Genomic DNA, 17,250 nt, shown 5'->3' with positions numbered 1-17,250 from the left:
TCACAGACCTTGTCAAGATGACACTGCGCCTGCTCCAGCAAACCGAAACGGACATCATAGTCGAAAGCCCGCCGGCGGATATGTTCCACCGAACGCTCCACCTTGCCTTTCTCCCATCCCGAACGCGGATTACAGAAATGAGGGGTGAAACAATAGTGGAGTTCCATGTGGTGCGGAGTATAACGTCTGTGCGAAAAATACGCGGAAACTCTCCGGGCCGGATATGATTATCCTGCACTACACCGCCGGGGTGAGCGCGCAGTCGTCGCCCCGGTATCTGGCCCGTCCCGACGTAAAAGCCTCCGCCCATCTAGTTATCGGACGTCTGGGGAAAATCATCCAGTTGGTGTCTTTTGACGTGGAAGCCTGGCATGCCGGGCAGAGCAGTTATGCCGGACGGACCTGTCTCAACCGTTTTTCGATCGGTATCGAACTGGACAATCTGGGGCGTTTGGCATGGACGGCCGGACGTTTTGTGGCGGAGTGCGGGAGGGAGGTGGAGCTGGAGCAGGTGTTTGTGGATGTCTAGGGCGAAACGGCCACCTACTGGCATCGGTATACCGGGCGACAGAAAGAGGTGTTGCGGGAGGTGTGCGGATTGCTGAAAGCCCGCTATCCGATTCGCTATGTCGGCGGCCACTCGGACGTCACCGGCCGTAAACAGAACCCCGGTCCTAAATTGCACGAATTCATGTGCAAGTAATTTGTATGTTAAACTTTAAATTAAAAAATCATGGCAGAATTTAATTCTTATTTACTTGGAAAAGCAAGAAAATCAGTCGGTAACCTGACTATCGTTTATGCAAAGGGAAAAAAACATCGTACGGGCGAAAGTGTTCGGCCGGAAGGACAATCCGACTCCGGAAATTGTGATGCAGCGGATCAGGGTGAGGCTCCTCGGGAAACTCGCCCGCCGTATCCTTCCGATTATCCGTAAAGGTTTCGCAGGAGTGGGTAACGGGACGGCTTACAATGCTTTCATGTCGGCCAATATGATACAGGTGACGGTGGATGAAAACATGAACGGAAGCATCGATTTCGAAGGGTTGAAACTGGCATCGGGTTTGCTGTATACGCCCCGGGTGGAAGTGACCTGTGAGGGGACTCCGCAGGTGTATCGTTTCGTCCAGACGGCGGAGGAGGCGGAAGAAGGATTTGCCGCATTGGACGATAAAGTGTACGGCGTGTTGCTGGAAACGGCACTGCAACGGGTGCGTTTGGTGGCGTTGAAAAACAGGGGCGTTGCAGGGGAAACGGAAGTTCCTTTGCCTGCCGAATGGAACGCGGACAAGGTAAACGTATACTGCTTTGCCGTGTCCCGGAATGAACGGATAGTTTCGGACAGTGTCTTTCTGCCGCTCTCAACCCAAGCGTAACGTATGGTGACCTGTTATTTTGTTTTAGGAACGGTGATTATTCTGAGCCTGAATTCCTGGATAGGGAATTTTGCGGAGGCTTTCTGGGCCGGAGTGGCGAGTATTCTCGGCGGTGTCGCCGACAGTGTGGCGGTTGCCTGGTTGCGGCATAAGTGGGAAAAGCGAAAGCCGTAGTTTTTCAGGTAACCGGTGGCAGTGCCACTGTCTATGGACCGCCCGACCGCAAACACTGCGACCGGGCGGTTGTTTTTCCATGCAATTATAACTATATTTGACTTCGTCAATATACTCCCGTTCGGCAATACAAAATCAAAACTTGTTTTGATTTTGTATTGCACTTACTTATCTGTATATTTGCATAGTCGTGTCGGCAGATGGCCGGCCAGGGTTCGCATGGGAGTGGAATTTGATGCGGCCTAATGTGATCTGAAACACTGATTATAAAAAGATGTCACATTGAAAAATACAGCACGCATGGTATTGGAGGAAGAAAAGGATTTCATTTGCCGGCTGAAGAACAGGGATAATGAGGCATATATCCGGTTGTATGACCTTTATTTTTCCCGTTTATACCGTTTGGCTGTTCATTTGGTGTATGGTGAAGAGGAGGCGAAAGACATCGTCCAGCAATTGTTTGTCGATTTATTTGAAAAACCTGTCCGTTTGGAAGGCGTGCGGCATTTGGGGGCATGGTTGTGCATGGCGGTACGTAACCGCTGTTTGAACTATTTGTACGTTCAGGATATCGAAGATAAGCGCAAGATGCTTTATCTCGAGGCAATTAACGAAGCGGATGCTCCGGAATGGCTGGCGGACGAAGAGTTGATAAAGAGAATCCGGACCACCATATCCGGTTTGCCGGAAAAATATCGTCGGATCTGCGAACTCCGTTTCTATAAATGTATGAAATACGCGGAAATTGCAGAACAACTTGCTGTTTCCGAAAATGTAGCCAAAGTACAGGTTCATCGTTTGATTCAAAAAATAAAAGACAACATTTCTCCCAACGATGGCGCAGCACTTGAACTGCTTGTTTTCTTTATGAATTTCTAAAAAAAAACACACTTTTTTTTGAAAAAACAGTAAAAAAGTTGTAACCTATTTCATCTTTTTTTGTCTTCATAATAAAACGGGGGAAAATTTCCCCGATGATGCTTATGATGAAGATAGAATGGCTGATTATAGACAGAAGCCTTGCCGGCAAACTGTCGGAGGCGGAACAGGAGCAGTTGGACCGTTGGTTGTCCGAATCTCCTGCCCATGTAAAAATGTACGAGCGGATAAAGGTGCGGCGTACGTCCGGATTTGAACAGCCGGAATTTGAGCAGTGGCGCGAAGAATTCCGGCTCCGCCGGCAGAGAGCTGGACGACGCCTTTTGCGGCGTCGGTGGTTGCGGTTTTGGGCTCCTGCGGCGGCATTGGCAGTGATGGGAATAGGCATTTGTTTATTCGAGCTGATGAATCGGGTGCTGGAGCCGGAGCAAGTGGGGAGCATATATACTGAACCGGACCGGACACGGGTGCACTTGACGACTTCTTCCGGGCAGGTGATAGAGCTTGCCTCGCTGCAGGCTGCCGATACGTTGTGGATGAACGGAACCATGGTGAAGAAAGAAGACCAGACGCTCTGTTATCGTCCGTTTGCCGATACGTTACGGCATACAGAGGAAAATACAATTGATGTCCCCCGGGGATGTGAATATTCCCTGCAACTTTCAGACGGTACGAAAGTGTGGCTGAACTCGGCTTCCCGCATGACATATCCTGTCGCTTTTGGCGAGAAGAACAGAAAAATAAATTTTGCAGGGGAGGGCTATTTTGAGGTGGCTCCCGATGCGCAACGGCCTTTTATTGTAGAGTTTGACGGTATGGAGATCCGGGTGCTCGGTACGGAGTTCAACCTGAATACCCGTTCTTCCCGGCAGGTTCGAACCGTTCTGGTCAGGGGGAAAGTGAGTGTTGCTTTGGAGGGAGGAAAGCAGGTGCTGCTGCAACCGGGAGAAATGGCGGAAACCGATATTGTTACCGGAGATATCCGGGTAAAAGCCGTTCCCGTGTGGCAATACACGGCCTGGCAACGCGGAGAATTTGCTTTTGAAAATGCCACCATTGAAGAAATGCTCAACGAGTTGGCTTTGTGGTTTGATTTAGACGTGGTTTACAATAGCGAGGTGGTGCGGAAAGAGGTGTTTACGGGATGTCTGTCCCGGAATTTGCCGCTGCCCGAAATTTTGCGCCTCATCGAGAATACCACGTATGTGCGGTTTACCGTGGAGGGACACCGGGTGATTGTCTCTGTTTCACAACAACATTGAATAAAAAAGGGGTGGAATGACAACAAAAAGTCATTCCACCCCACCATTCATTAATTTTTTCGGATAAAGGCTTGCAATCTCTTATTAATTTAATATACAAATTTATGAAAAAGTTTTACGTCAATTGCAATTCTCCGCAAAGGAAGTTTGTATGGCCGGGAAAAATGATGAAAATCTTTGTCTTGGCTCTTGTGGCCGCTTGTCTGAGTTTTTCCGGCAGGGTCATGGCGCAGTCGCAGCGGGTTACGCTGGATTTGAAATCCTGTTCCATTATCGAGTTTTTCCGTACATTGCAGGAAAAGACTTCCCTGTATTTCATTTACAACATCAAAGATTTGCAGGGATTGGACAAAATCAGTGTCAAAGCTGACAATGAACCTGTGGAGGAAATTTTGCGCCGCATTTTTGCCGGACGGAAATTGGATTTTAACTTCGACAACAATACAGTGGTCGTACAGCCCCGGCAGATGCAGAACAGCAGAATCAAAGGCCGTATTACCGATACCCATAAAAATCCTTTGCCGGGCGTGACAATAATGATTAAGGGGACAACACTGGGGGCGGTGACCGATATGGACGGTAATTACAGTATGGAATTGCCTGCCGTTAAGGATATTCGTCTGTTGTATTCTTTTATCGGAATGAAAACGCAGGAGGTGGCCTATGCCGGACAGAAGGAGATTAATGTCACCTTGCATGAGGAGGTGGCCGAGATGGAGGAGGTGGTGATTACCGGCTATCAGACGGTGGACCGCCGGAAGTCTACCAGTTCCGTGACTACCCGTAAGATGGAGGATTTGCACATTCCCGGTATTTCTTCCCTCGACCAGATGTTGCAGGGGCAGATTCCCGACCTGATTATGATGAGCAATTCCGGTGAGGTGGGGGTTGTGCCGAAGTTGCGTATCCGCGGTACGTCTACGCTGATCGGTAACCGTGAGCCGTTGTGGGTGCTGGACGGGATTATCATGCAGGATCCTGTGGATGTGCTGGCGGCGGATTTGAATGACCCTGATTATATCAATCGTGTCGGGAATGCCATTGCCGGTATTAATCCGCAGGATATTGAGCGTATCGATGTGTTGAAGGATGCGGCCGCTACGGCTTTGTACGGAACTCGTGCCGCCAACGGTGTGATTGTGGTGACCACCAAGAAAGGACGCGTCGGACGTCCCATTGTGAGCTATAATCTGAGCACCACTTTCCGCCAGCGGCCTGCTTACAGTGACCGGGCTATTAATGTGATGAATTCCGCTGAACGGATTCGGTTTTCACGCGACCTGGTGGCACAGCATTATCAGTTTCCGACGGATATGAATCTCGTAGGGTATGAGGGTTTGTTGACTAAGTTGTATAATCATGAGTTATCCGACGAGCAGTTTGCGAGGGAGGTGGAGCAGCTTGAGACGTTGAATACGGATTGGTTTGATCTCCTGACCCAAAATACGGTGTCTCACTCGCATACGGTCAGTATTTCCGGGGGATCATCGGAAGCGAATTATTATGCTTCTATCGGTTATACCCGTGATAATGATGTGATTTGGGATGATAATAACGAGCGTTATACGGCGGCTTTGAATTTGAATACCAATCTGACCCATTGGATGCGTGCTTCTTTGAGTGTGAAAGGAAATGTTTCTTCCCGCCGGTATTATCAGCAGGATTTGTCGCCGATGCAGTATGCTTATAATACTACCCGGGCTTTGCCTGCTTTTGATGAGAATGGGGAGTATTTTTATTTTCTGAAAAGAAAGCCGGGCGGGATGGAGCCTCAGTATTTTAATTACAATATTCTGAATGAACTGGAGAATAGTTCTTATGATCAACGTGGCTCGGGATTGTCCATAACGGCCAATTTGCAGTTTAATCTGACCAGTTGGCTGAATGCCAGTGCCATTGCTTCTTACCAGGTTTCGAATACTGTGCAGGAAGGTTGGTGGGGAGAGAAGACCAATTATGCTGCGGAGTTACGGGGTACGGAATACGGGGTGTTGCCGGCTCCGAGGACGGAAGGGGAGAAAGATTATCTGGGAAATCCCACCTATACCGGAGGCACGAGTTTGTTGCCCTACGGTGGGGAGCTTACTTATAATGAGTCGGATAATAATGCCTATACGGTACGTTTGCAGTTGGACGGCAATCATTCTTTCGGTGAATTGAAACAGCATAATATTAGCGGAACGATCGGTTTTGAGATGAGTTCTGCCCGTAGCAGGGGGTATGCCCGTACTGACCGCGGTTATTACAGGGACCGGGGTATGAGTTTTGTTAAGGATGTAGACCCGACGAAGTTTCCCGATTATGCTAAATGGGTGCTTCAAAATCCGGCCCAACTGACGGATGGTAAAAGTAATACTGTTTCGAGTTATGTTTCTGTGTCTTACAGTTATTACAATTATTTTACTTTGAATGCCAATGCCCGGGTGGACGGCTCCAATGCGTTCGGTGACCGGAGTAATGATAAGTTGTTGCCCATTTGGTCGGCGTCTGCCAACTGGAATGTTTCTGAATTGTCGGGAATAAGGGAGGTGGATTGGCTGGATTTCTTCCGGCTGAAAGCATCGTTCGGTTATCAGGGGAATATGCTGAGTTCCGAAAGTCCGGTGATGATTATTTCCAAGGAGCCGCTGAATTCTCATTTCGGCGAGAATACGGCTTCCGTGACGCGTTATCCCAACCCGAATCTGAAATGGGAGACGACCACTTCTTATAATTTGGGGACGGAGTTGGGATTGTTTCAGCGAAAGGTGATGGTAGAGGCGGAGTATTGGTGGAAGCATACCGAGGATGCTTTTATGGATAAGTTGGTGGCCTCGATGAACGGATTGCCGACGGACAGCTATAAGATAAACCGGGGGGATATCGATAATCACGGTTATAATGTGTCGCTGACTTTCCTTCCGCTTCAAACGAAGGATTGGTTTTGGTCGGTGTCGACTTCTGTTTCCAAGACTTTTAATAAGATGAAAAATAAACCCGATGCCAATCAATACGAGCTTTCTGATTTTTTGAACGGATCGGCTTTGGTGGAGGGTAAACCCATCGGAACGTTTTATTCTTATAAGTTTGTGGGGTTGAGCCCTGTGAATGGCGGACCGATGTTTGACGATTATATGGACAACCCGGAGGCGTTGTACGGCCTCAGTAAGTATGATACTTATACCCGTGTGTTGGAGGCTTCGGGACGGCGCGAGCCGACGATTTCGGGTAATGTGAGCACGACGCTGCGCTGGAGGAATGTTCGGCTTTCCGGTAATTTTGCGTATAGTTTGGGCAATAAAATCCGTCTGTTCGCTATTTATAACGGCTCTGCCGCTACTGTGATGGATGCCCAGAATATCCGTCCTGAGAATAATGTGAGCAAGGATTTTCTCTACCGCTGGCAGAAACCGGGTGATGAACGTCGTACCGATATACCGGCGATTATCGGCAAGGGGGATGACAATTATCCTTTGTATGAAAGGCATTGGAGTGATTCTAAGCAGGGGATTCAACCTATTGCGGTTTCTCCCTGGGATATGTATGATTATGGTAATCACCGTGTGGTTAGCGGTAATTATCTGAAGTGTTCTAATCTCAGTTTGACATACGAGTTTAAGGAGGAGGTGCTGAAGAGGCTTCGTTTGTCGCGTTTGGATTTGACGTTGTCGGCGACGAATCTGTTTACGGTGTCTGCCAAAGAATTGAAAGGTCAGACCCCTACGCAGGGCGGTTTTGCCGCAATTCAGTTGAGTGACCGTCCGACGTACACTTTTGGATTAACCGTTTCATTTTAAAACATGGGGTATATGAAAAGAATATTGATAATATGTTGTATTGCGGGATTGTTCAGCGCATGTTCTGATTTTCTGAAGGAATATTCGCAGGATCTTGCTAAAGTGGAATCTTTTTCGGATTTGGATGAGGTGTTGCTGGGAAAAGGTTATTTGCCGTGGGGAAGGTCTGAGGCCGGAGATTACGGTATGTCGACGGTGGTGGATGCGTATTTTCAGGCCACTCATCACATGGCGGATGAGATGGCTTTTAATAGCCGGACAGGTGTCGGCGATCTTTATCAGATACAGCCCGGTATGTTCGGCTGGTACGCCTGGCAGCAGAGTGTCGGACTTCCTTATGAGGGCAATGTCCGCGTAGCGGAAAACAGGGATTGGAAGCAGGCGTATTCTTGTATTAATATTTGCAATATGGTGTTGGTTTCCGCTGATGAGTTGTCGGCGAATAATCAGGTGGAAGAGTTGCAAAGGCGGCGTATCAAGGGGGAAGCCCATTTCCTCCGGGCTCTTTATTATTTTACTTTGGTGAATTTGTATGGGCAGCCTTATTGTCCTAAGAATGTGGCTACTCCGGCAGTACCTCTTAAGTTGACGGAGTTTGTGGAGGATAAGGATTATGTGGTGAATACGGTGGAGGAGGTGTATGCCCGGGTGCTCGCCGATTTGGAGGAAGCTGACGCTTATTTGAAGGGGAATGAGGTGAAGAATCATCCTTACCGTGCGGATATTACCGCGGTTTATTTGTTGAAAAGCCGGGTGTATCTTTACATGCAAAATTGGAACAGAGCTTTGGAGTATGCCGGTAAGGTGTTGGAGAGCCGGGGGGAATTGGTGGATTTGAGTACGCATGTTGCCGGGGAGGAAGTGTTTACGAAGGCTTCTCCGGAGATGATCTTTTCTATGGGAGGACATGCTTTGTCGGCTTATATGTATTCTTCCCGGGAGGAGGGTGAGAAGTATCCGGCTTATGTTGTTTCCGAGGATTTAAGTTCGGCCTTTACCGAAGGGGATAATGACTGGCGTACCCGGTATTATATTATGCAGGAGGAAATAGGAGGAGCATCGACGAATAGTGTTTATACCAACGCATGGGTGTTTTGTAAGGTGAAAGGCTGGGAGACAGGGTATAAGGAGGCTTCTGATCATTTTATGTTCCGGACGGCGGAGGCTTATCTGAATGCGGCGGAAGCGGCAGCTTGTTCGGGCGACGAAACGACTGCACGCCGGATGCTTAAGACTTTGCGGGACCATCGGTTGAAGGAAAGCCGGGAGATAACCGAGGGCGGTCAGGAACTGGTAGAGCTTATCCGGCGGGAACGCCAGTGTGAACTGTGTTTTGAGGGACATCGCTGGTTTGATTTGCGTCGGTATACAGTGTGTGAGAAGTTCCCGTATTCCAAAAGAATCACACATCAGTATATTAAGTATGTTTATGTGAGTTATTTGCCTCCCATCTCGAATCCGACTGAAATGACGACTTATGTTTTGGAGGAGAACGATGCGGCTTATACTCTTTCGCTTCCGAAGGAGGTGCTGGATTTCCAGAATACGTTAGAGACTAATCAGCGTCCGCCTCGCTCCGGTAATACGGTGAGTGTGGGTAATTGAAATCAGGTATAAATAAAGCAGTTATGAAGTTAAGAGTTTTATATATGTTTGTTTTGGCAGGGTGTTTGTGTGCCTGTCAAAAGGAAGATCCGGTTGTTCCGAACGGTATGTCTAATCCTTTTGCTACGTTGCCCGGGGCTACGGATGAGGAAACAAAACTGAGGGAGGATTTTTACAAGGCCACCGGCTGCCACCTTTTGTTTAACGATACGCTTCGGCATGAGTATAAAGGGTTGGACGGAAACGGGAATCCTTTTTATGAAACGGAACTTTTGGGGTTGGAGTATTCTCTCACGAATGTCGGTTTTACCCGTTTTAAGTTTGATTATTTGCAGACTTTGGAGCAGAAACGGGCAGTGGTCAATTTTTTGCAGTATGATTTGTTGCCTTATATTAAGACGGTCATGCCTTATTCTATGATGGTTGCCAATGGCATAGATGAGTATCAGCAGAATAAGCTGGAGGGGTATTATGAGTATGTCGGCTCTCCATTGACTTATAATAATTTGCGGTGTCTGGCATTGAATGTGAATCGGTTGTGGGAGTTGGCTGATGAGGAGTTGAAAGGATATGCACAGGATATTTGTTGCGAGATGATTTTTGCTTCTTTTGGAGGAACTTCGGATAAGAGATATACGGATGGGAAAGCCGGAAGTTTTTTTGAGCAGAGTTCTTATTATTATGGAGCTCCTAAAGTGGGTATTGATTGGGTGACTTGGCAACCGATTTATTATAACCCGTTGGAGTTGGGTTTTTTGGAGGATGATCCTCTTGATTCTTATTTCCCGTCTCCGAAAGATGATGCCGTCAATTATATTAAGGCTTGCCTGTCGATGACGGAAGAGGAGTTTTTTGCCAAATACGGGGAAAATGATGTTAACGGGTATACCCGGAAGAAATATGACATTATCAAACCGTTGCTTGATGAAACCGGAATAAAATTCAATTGATTATGAAAAGATTTGTAATATCTATGTATGTATGCTGCTGTGCTGTTTTTTGCTCGTGCAGCGATGACGATAAATTGCCGGACGTCCGTCCTGCGGCTAAGGGCGAGTATACGGATGTGCGCGACGGGAATACCTACGGCTGGGTGCGTATCGGTGATTTGGAATGGATGACTGAGAATTTGAAATATCAGGTTGGGGGACTACCGTATTATGAGTGTACGTATGATGTATTCGGGGCTAATTATCCGGTTGCGGTCCGGTCTCAACTGATTAATACCGATTTTGAGGCGGATTATGAGACATACGGTAATTTTTATACCTGGCAGGAGGCGGTGGAGAGTTGTCCGGAGGGGTGGCGTCTGCCTACCGATGAGGATTGGAAAAATCTGGAGATGGCGCTGGGCATGTCCGCCGGGGATGCCAATGCAGAGGGTTGGCGCGGAAGCCGGGAAGCAACGCTTTTGCAACAAGGTGAGGAAGGTACGGGCATGGCACTGTTGTTGGGGGGAGAGGCCGCCAGTACCGCAGCATGGGAAACAGGACTTTTTTGGAGTTTTGTGGGGGAATACGGCTATTATTGGTCGGCTTCGGAGGTAAAGGATAACGGTTTACAGACTGCTACCGTTTGGTTTCGGAAAATAGGTGCTCATTATACGACAGTGTATCGGGGTGCGGTGACGTTACAAAGGCTGATGCGTGTGCGTTGTTGCCGGGATGCCGGAAAGTGATACGGATTTCTAACTGATTTTTATGAATAAGAATTTCTTTTTTGGCATGGCGCTGCTGTTATGCAGCGCCTGTGCTTCCCGTACCGAAGAGTTCGTGGTGCGGGGGAGTTTTCCCGGCTTGCGGGATGGAATGGCGGTTGCTCTTCGCAACATGGAGGGCGAAGGGACGTTTGCGGTGGATACCGTGCGTGATGGCAAATTCGAATTGCGGGGAGCGGTGGTTTCGCCGAGGTATTGCAATTTGCTGATTTATACGGGCGAGCAGAATGCTTCTTCCGGAATGGGGAGAATGGTCAATACTTATCTGTTTCTTGATAATTCTGAATTGACGGTGGAAGTGGCCCATCTCGATAGTATGGAGTTCGTTCATCCGTTTATGGCGGAGTTTGCCGTTCCGAAAGCACGGGTGGAAGGCGGTGCGCTGCAACGGGAATATTATGAATATCAGGACGCCTTGCTGCCTTTGAAATTGGCGCTTTCGAAGGCTGATAACGATGTGGCTATGCTGAATTTAAAGAGTGAGCAGGAGAGGTATGCGCCGGAAGTATTCGACCGCCAATTCGACGAACTCTATCCCCGGCGACAGGCGGCGGAAGAAGCTGTTGATGCCGCTAAAATGGAGTTTATCCGCCGGCATCCGCAATCGCCTTTATCGCTGTTTATTGCGGGGGGCTTGCTGAACAACACTTTTGCGCGTAGTCAGGAAGAGGTGGAGGAACTGGGCCGCATAGCCGCCGGAATTGACGATACGGTACGCCGTCCCGTGGTGCTGAAAATGGTGGAAAAGGCTCGCTCGCTGTATAAAGGGGCGCCTTATAAGGAGATAGAACTGACCGATGCGGAAGGCCGGACGGTGAAGTTGTCGCAATATTTGCAGCCCGACCGTTATACGTTGGTGGACTTCTGGGCATCGTGGTGCGGTCCCTGCCGTTGGGCGATTCCCAAGGTGGAGCAGCTTTACAAACGTTACGACCGCTCCCGTCTGACGGTGGTTAGCGTGTCGTTCGACCAGAAGCAGGCGGATTGGGAAAAAGCGATGAAGGAGGAGGCTATGCCCTGGATGCAACTGTGGGCAGGCAGCCGCGAGCAGATGACTGCCGCTCAGCAGGCTTACCATATCAGCGGTATTCCTCGCTTGATGTTAATCGCTCCTGACGGTGCAATCGTCTTTAGCGGCAACAATGCCGACGCCCTGCGCTTGGCCGTGGAAAAGTATTTGGGGAAATAAATGACCTGTTGCAAAGTCCGGATTCGTTTTATTCTTTCATTTTAACCTGAAAATATTGTGTTGTGAAAACATGGGCTTGTATACTATTGGTTTGGTTAACTTTTCCGGTTGTGGCGAGAGTTCAGCCGGAGGCAGAGGCGGATTCTTTGATAATGAAGCGTTTTTTGAATCTGGATTCTTTGGGTGGTCGGCAATGCCGGGAATATTTGGTAGAAGAGGCAGATAAAATGGTGCAACGCTATGCTCCCGAGTATTATCGTGAGATAGAGCCGCCGTTAATCGACAGAATGATTGTCGGGAGTAAAAATGATACGCTCTCTGCCGGTAAAATGCGTAGTGACCATGAGGGGCGAGCCTATTATATGGTAACCTATCCTCATGATCCGGATTATGAATATATGCATGCCGGCTTTTCTGTCCGGGTTTATTTTTGGACAGACAACGGTGTGGCCTTTTGGCTTGAGGGAGGGGCTGGCTGGGGATTGGTCGGTATCAGTGAATCCTGGATGTACAATGATCCGGAGTATATATTGCATTATAAATGGGTGGCGCCGCGTAAGCCACGTGCAGAAAAAGTGATAGATTACAGAAATTTGGATTAAGTAATTTTAAATAGGTGAAATAAATAGGAATGGAATGATGAGAAAGTTTTATTTTTTAATATGGCTCGGGGTGGCGGCTTGTACGCAGCAGCCTGCCGACCGGTTTGTCCTGCGGGGCACTGTTCCGGGTGCGATGGACAGTACGAAAGTCACGTTGCGGCCTGCTGACCGGTGGGACCGGGAATTGGCTACCGCCTATGTTGTGGGAGGAAAATTTGAACTGTGTGGTAAATTGGATGCCCCCACGCTGTGCAAGCTCAGTCTGGATAATGTCGATTATATCCGGCGTTCCGGCCAGAGTCAGGAATTGATGCGTTGTTATGAACTGGATTTTTTTGCCGGGAATGGCCGGCTTGCCTTTACGACGCCGCATATTGACAGTCTGCCGCAGGCATACGGGCTTTATGATATCCGGAAAGAAAAGAATTACAGGGTGAAAGGCTCTGCCGCCCAAGATGCTTATTATAGTTATCAGCAACAGACTCTTCCGTTGCGTTATGGCATACAGGCACTCCGTAAGCAGGGGAATCGGGGCGCGGATGATGACAGCCGGATGGAGGCGATGGAGTCGGAACTTGAGGAAATGAGCCGGGCGTTTATCCGTAGCAACGATAATCTGGCTGTCAGGCTTTATGTTGCCGGCATGTTGAAGAAGCCTGCTTTTACTTACGACCAGGCTTATCTCGATGGTCTGGAACAGCTCTTTGCTTCGTGTCTGGATACTTGCGCCGCGTTGGCGGATTTTCGCTGCTACCTGCACGATGCCGCCCGGTTGGTGCAGGGGTCGCCGTTGCAAGACGATAAAGTGGTCGGTGTCGATGGCAAAACCGTGTCGCTGCCTGCCCAGATGAATCCCGACGGATATACGCTGATAGACTTTTGGGCGTCGTGGTGTATTCCCTGCCGGGTGAGCCTGATTCTCCTGCGGGAAGTATATAAGGACTATGGCGGAAAAATCCGTTTTGTGAGTGTTTCCCTCGACGAGAAAGAGGCGGACTGGCAGAAGGCCCTGAAGGAAGAGAACTTGCCGTGGGGGCAATTCCGCAGTTTGCCCGAACAGACTAAAGCGTTTGCCGAACAATACCAGCTTTACGGCATACCTGCTTTTTTTCTGGTGGACAGCGAAGGCCGGATTGTCTTTTCCGGCAGCAACGTCAGCGAACTGACGGAACAATTGTCCGGAATGAATTGATCAGTCATTATTTATTACATGAGTTATGAATATACGCACATTTTTCTTATCCGTCTGTCTCTTCCTGGGATTGGGAAGTTACGGGCAAGTCGATTTGCAACGTCCGTTGCCTGCGGACCCGAATACGGTGGTCGGTAAACTGCCCAACGGCATTACTTATTATATCCGTCACAATGAGGAGCCTAAAGACCGGGCCAGTTTTTATATTATCCGCAATGTGGGTGCATTGCTTGAAAACGATGACCAGAACGGTTTGGCCCACTTTCTGGAACACATGGCCTTTAACGGGACTAAAAATTTTCCGGGCAAGGGAATCATTACCACTTTGGAGAAGTACGGAGTGACCTTTGGCGGTAACATCAATGCTTATACGGCTCAGAATGAAACGGTTTATAATATCAGCGCCGTGCCTGCCACCGATGTGCGGCTTTTGGATACCTGTCTGCTGATACTGCACGACTGGTCGTACTACCTGACGCTTGACGGTGATGAAATCGATGCCGAACGGGGTGTTATTTCCGAGGAGTGGCGCACCCGCCGTACGCCTCAGTTCCGTTTGCTGGCACAGACGTTGCCGGTGTTGTTCAAGGATTCGAAATATGCCGAACGGGATGTAATCGGTGACCTCGATATTATCAAAAATTTTAAACATCAGACCATCCGTGATTTTTATCGTGAGTGGTATCGTACCGATTTGGAGGCTATTGCGGTGGTGGGCGATTTTGACGTGGCGCGGATGGAACAGCGTGTCAAGGAAATTTTTTCTTCCATCCCGACGGTCGAGAATCCGAAACCGCGTCCTTTTTTCGAAATTCCCGGACACGAGGAGATTTACTATTGCCTGGCTACCGACAAGGAAGTGCAACAGTCTTCCGTCAGCATCACCACGATATTGCCGGGGATGAAAGCAGAGGAGAAGCAGACGCATCAATATTTGAAAAGCAATTTGCTTGTCACGTTGTGCAACAGCATGATCGGGGCTCGCATCGGTGAACTGATGCAGCAGCCCAATCCGCCTTTCCTCGGAGGCAGTATCGGTTTTGGCGGCTTTATGCGCGGCTACGATTCCTACGACATTTCCGTGACCGCCAAACCCAACGGTGAAGCGGAGGCGTTGGAAGCCATCCTGACAGAGAACGAACGGGTGCGCCGCTACGGTTTCACCCCTACGGAATTAGAACGGGTAAAAACGAATCTGTTGGTGGGGTTGGAATCCTCCTATAAGGTGAAAGACCGTACTCCCAATGAGAGTTTTATCAAAAGTATGCAAGCCCATTTTCTGGAACAAAAACCGATGGTCTCTTTCGATTATTATTATGATTTCATGACCCGATTGATTCCCACCATTACGGTGGAGGATGTGAACGCCAAATTTGCGGAAGGAAATGTAGCGCACAACCGTACCGTGGTTGTCAGCGGCCCTTCGGAAGGCGTGACCCATCTGACCCGTGAAGAGGTGCTGGCTGTCATGGATAAGGTCGCTCAGTCCGAGATAGCCCCTTATCAGGATGAAATGGTCGGAGGTACGCTCATCGGGGAGGAACTGCCGGGGTCGAAGGTGGTGGCGGAGAAAGCCTTGCCGGCCTTTGATGCGGTGGAATGGACACTCGGAAACGGTGCGAAAGTGGTGTTCCGCAAAGCGGGCTACGAAAAAGAGACGGTGTCGTTGACGGCTTACAGCAAGGGCGGAACTTCGCTCTACGATACGGACCTGTTGCCTTCGGCCAGCAATGCCGCCGGTTTTGCCTCCGCTTCGGGAGTGGGTGATTTCGATGTCATTGCGCTCGGTAAGCTGCTCACCGGCAAACAGGCATCGTGTGAGGTGGGTATCGGAAACTTAGCGGAAACTGTCAGCGGTTTTTCTGTTCCCGGCGACTTTGAAATCATGCTCCAATTACTGTATCTGAGGTTTGAGAAACCCCGTTTCGACCGCGAGGTATATGAATCCATACAGAACCGCAACCGGGCGGCTCTCCAGTTCATGAAAAATAGCCCCCAGTCGATCATGCAGGATTCGATGAGCCTTATCATGAGCGATTATCATCCGCGGACCCTGCTTTACAACGAGGCCTACCTGGACCGTATGGATTTGGCCGAGATGGAACGTATCTACCGGGAGCGTATCAAGGATGCCAGTGATTTCACTTTCTTTATTGTCGGCAATATCGATGCCGAAACCGTGAAACCGCTTGTGGAGAAGTACATCGGCTCGCTCAAATCGGATTACCGGAAGGAGACGTGGCGCGATAATGGCGTCCGTTCTCCGAAGGGTAAAACGGTGAAAGTGATTGAACTGGACCTTGAAACGCCGAAAGCGACGGTGATCACGAATTTCTTGAAAGAGATGAAATATAGCGTTCGCAATAATATCTGCAACGCTATTCTTAAAGGTATCCTTAATCTTCGTTATACGGAGAACATCCGCGAGAAGGAGGGTGGAACGTATGGGGTGAATTTAGATGCCAGTTCGAGCCGGGACCCTTATGCCTGTTATACGATGATGATGGTTTTCGATTGCGACCCGGAGCGTGCCGACCATCTGAAGAGTCTGATTTATGCCGAAACGGAGAGAATCATGCGGGAAGCACCGACAGCCGAAGAGTTTAACAAGGTGGTCGCTGCCATGCGCAAAGGCCGGGAACAATCGAAACCGCACAACGGTTATTGGATGAATGCCCTCTATGATTATTATTTGACGGGTATCAATCCGGCCGATCCGAAGAATTTTGAAGAAATCCTCGACAAGCTGACCCCGAAGGATATTCAGAAGTTTGCCAAGTCGTTGTTTAAAGGCGCCGATTTGGTGGACATGACTTTCCGGTCGAGGAAGTAGTTGGTTGGTTTGTCGTGGTTGGAGGGGAAGGGCTGGCTGACGCACTGATAAAAGTCAGGATGTTGCTGAGGAAGACAGCCATTTCATCCGGCAGTGGCACTTCCTTGTAGGCCTGTAAACCTAAAAGAGAGTTTGAATAAAAAACGCTGAATGCTATTGAAGTTCAGCGTTTTTTTGCGTTTTAGAGGTAGCACAGAATGCGGAAAGCTGATGTTATGCACTGGTCTGAATCTGGTGTATGCGCCACTCGTCCACGCCAGAACAATTGAGTAATAAACTTTTATCGGCGTGCTTGAGAATTAATAAAGGTAATGATTCGGTGACAACTTTCTTTGGAATAGGTTTCGTCCATTTTTGGATGTTTTTATTTTAACAATTTACGTTCGTAATCTCCGCTTTCCAGCACACTCATCTGATGGATAGCGATTTTGTTGAGTTTGACAAGTCGTTCTGATTGAGGCAATCCCTGGTCGATGAATACAGCATTGAGGCTTTCCATATTAGATAGGCAGATAAGTTCGTTGACTGAGGCAGTTTCAAACTATCTTATCTGCCTCTCGTTTATCCGACATTTTTTTTATGCGTCTTTCTGTCGCATCGGTCGTTTTCGTTTCGGGTGCTTAAAAAGTTAGGGATTAGGGAATG

At 48.8% G+C, this 17,250-nt stretch carries 13 protein-coding genes and 1 pseudogene; 13 read left to right on the top strand and 1 reads right to left on the bottom strand.

Annotated features, from left to right (window positions below):
* Positions 1–223: 223 nt before the first annotated feature.
* The 13 genes from AC5RDS_RS14340 (at position 224) to AC5RDS_RS14280 (ending at position 16,605) form a co-directional block, all read left to right on the top strand.
* A complete protein-coding gene (locus AC5RDS_RS14340) occupies positions 224–529 on the top strand; it encodes an N-acetylmuramoyl-L-alanine amidase (RefSeq protein WP_237983003.1) in 306 nt (101 codons plus the stop codon).
* 271 nt (positions 530–800) lie between these two features.
* Complete coding sequence (locus AC5RDS_RS14335) at positions 801–1,376, top strand: DUF6266 family protein (RefSeq protein ID WP_237983002.1); 576 nt, start codon at positions 801–803, stop codon at positions 1,374–1,376.
* A gap of 3 nt (positions 1,377–1,379) precedes the next feature.
* Positions 1,380–1,550, top strand: a complete 171-nt coding sequence (locus AC5RDS_RS14330; RefSeq protein WP_175315461.1) for a hypothetical protein — start codon at positions 1,380–1,382, stop codon at positions 1,548–1,550.
* 282 nt (positions 1,551–1,832) lie between these two features.
* A complete protein-coding gene (locus tag AC5RDS_RS14325; protein ID WP_147347739.1) occupies positions 1,833–2,429 on the top strand; it encodes a sigma-70 family RNA polymerase sigma factor in 597 nt (198 codons plus the stop codon).
* Positions 2,430–2,533: 104 nt separating this feature from the next.
* Positions 2,534–3,691, top strand: a complete 1,158-nt coding sequence (locus AC5RDS_RS14320; protein ID WP_217773936.1) for a FecR family protein — start codon at positions 2,534–2,536, stop codon at positions 3,689–3,691.
* A gap of 104 nt (positions 3,692–3,795) precedes the next feature.
* The gene (locus AC5RDS_RS14315; RefSeq protein ID WP_118104140.1) at positions 3,796–7,467 is read left to right on the top strand and encodes a SusC/RagA family TonB-linked outer membrane protein; all 3,672 of its coding nucleotides are present in this window, start codon (positions 3,796–3,798) and stop codon (positions 7,465–7,467) included.
* Between the two features lie 12 nt (positions 7,468–7,479).
* A complete protein-coding gene (locus tag AC5RDS_RS14310; RefSeq protein WP_175315462.1) occupies positions 7,480–9,072 on the top strand; it encodes a RagB/SusD family nutrient uptake outer membrane protein in 1,593 nt (530 codons plus the stop codon).
* A 23-nt stretch (positions 9,073–9,095) separates the two neighbouring features.
* Positions 9,096–10,022: a hypothetical protein gene (locus tag AC5RDS_RS14305; RefSeq protein WP_118104136.1), complete on the top strand. Its 927-nt coding sequence runs from the start codon at positions 9,096–9,098 to the stop codon at positions 10,020–10,022.
* Between the two features lie 2 nt (positions 10,023–10,024).
* On the top strand, positions 10,025–10,750 hold the full coding sequence (locus AC5RDS_RS14300; RefSeq protein WP_118104134.1) for a fibrobacter succinogenes major paralogous domain-containing protein: 726 nt from the start codon (positions 10,025–10,027) through the stop codon (positions 10,748–10,750).
* A gap of 22 nt (positions 10,751–10,772) precedes the next feature.
* Positions 10,773–11,978: a TlpA disulfide reductase family protein gene (locus AC5RDS_RS14295; protein ID WP_118104132.1), complete on the top strand. Its 1,206-nt coding sequence runs from the start codon at positions 10,773–10,775 to the stop codon at positions 11,976–11,978.
* A 62-nt stretch (positions 11,979–12,040) separates the two neighbouring features.
* On the top strand, positions 12,041–12,580 hold the full coding sequence (locus AC5RDS_RS14290; protein WP_118104130.1) for a hypothetical protein: 540 nt from the start codon (positions 12,041–12,043) through the stop codon (positions 12,578–12,580).
* A 34-nt stretch (positions 12,581–12,614) separates the two neighbouring features.
* On the top strand, positions 12,615–13,772 hold the full coding sequence (locus AC5RDS_RS14285; RefSeq protein WP_118104128.1) for a TlpA disulfide reductase family protein: 1,158 nt from the start codon (positions 12,615–12,617) through the stop codon (positions 13,770–13,772).
* Positions 13,773–13,797: 25 nt separating this feature from the next.
* Complete coding sequence (locus tag AC5RDS_RS14280; RefSeq protein ID WP_046402818.1) at positions 13,798–16,605, top strand: M16 family metallopeptidase; 2,808 nt, start codon at positions 13,798–13,800, stop codon at positions 16,603–16,605.
* Between the two features lie 364 nt (positions 16,606–16,969).
* Here the strand turns inward: AC5RDS_RS14280 and AC5RDS_RS14275 are convergent.
* Positions 16,970–17,137, bottom strand: a pseudogene (locus AC5RDS_RS14275) (KilA-N domain-containing protein); the annotation flags it as partial.
* Positions 17,138–17,250: the final 113 nt, after the last annotated feature.

Source organism: Odoribacter sp., from assembly GCF_985060555.1.
This window is presented reverse-complemented; position numbering and strand designations above follow the sequence as displayed.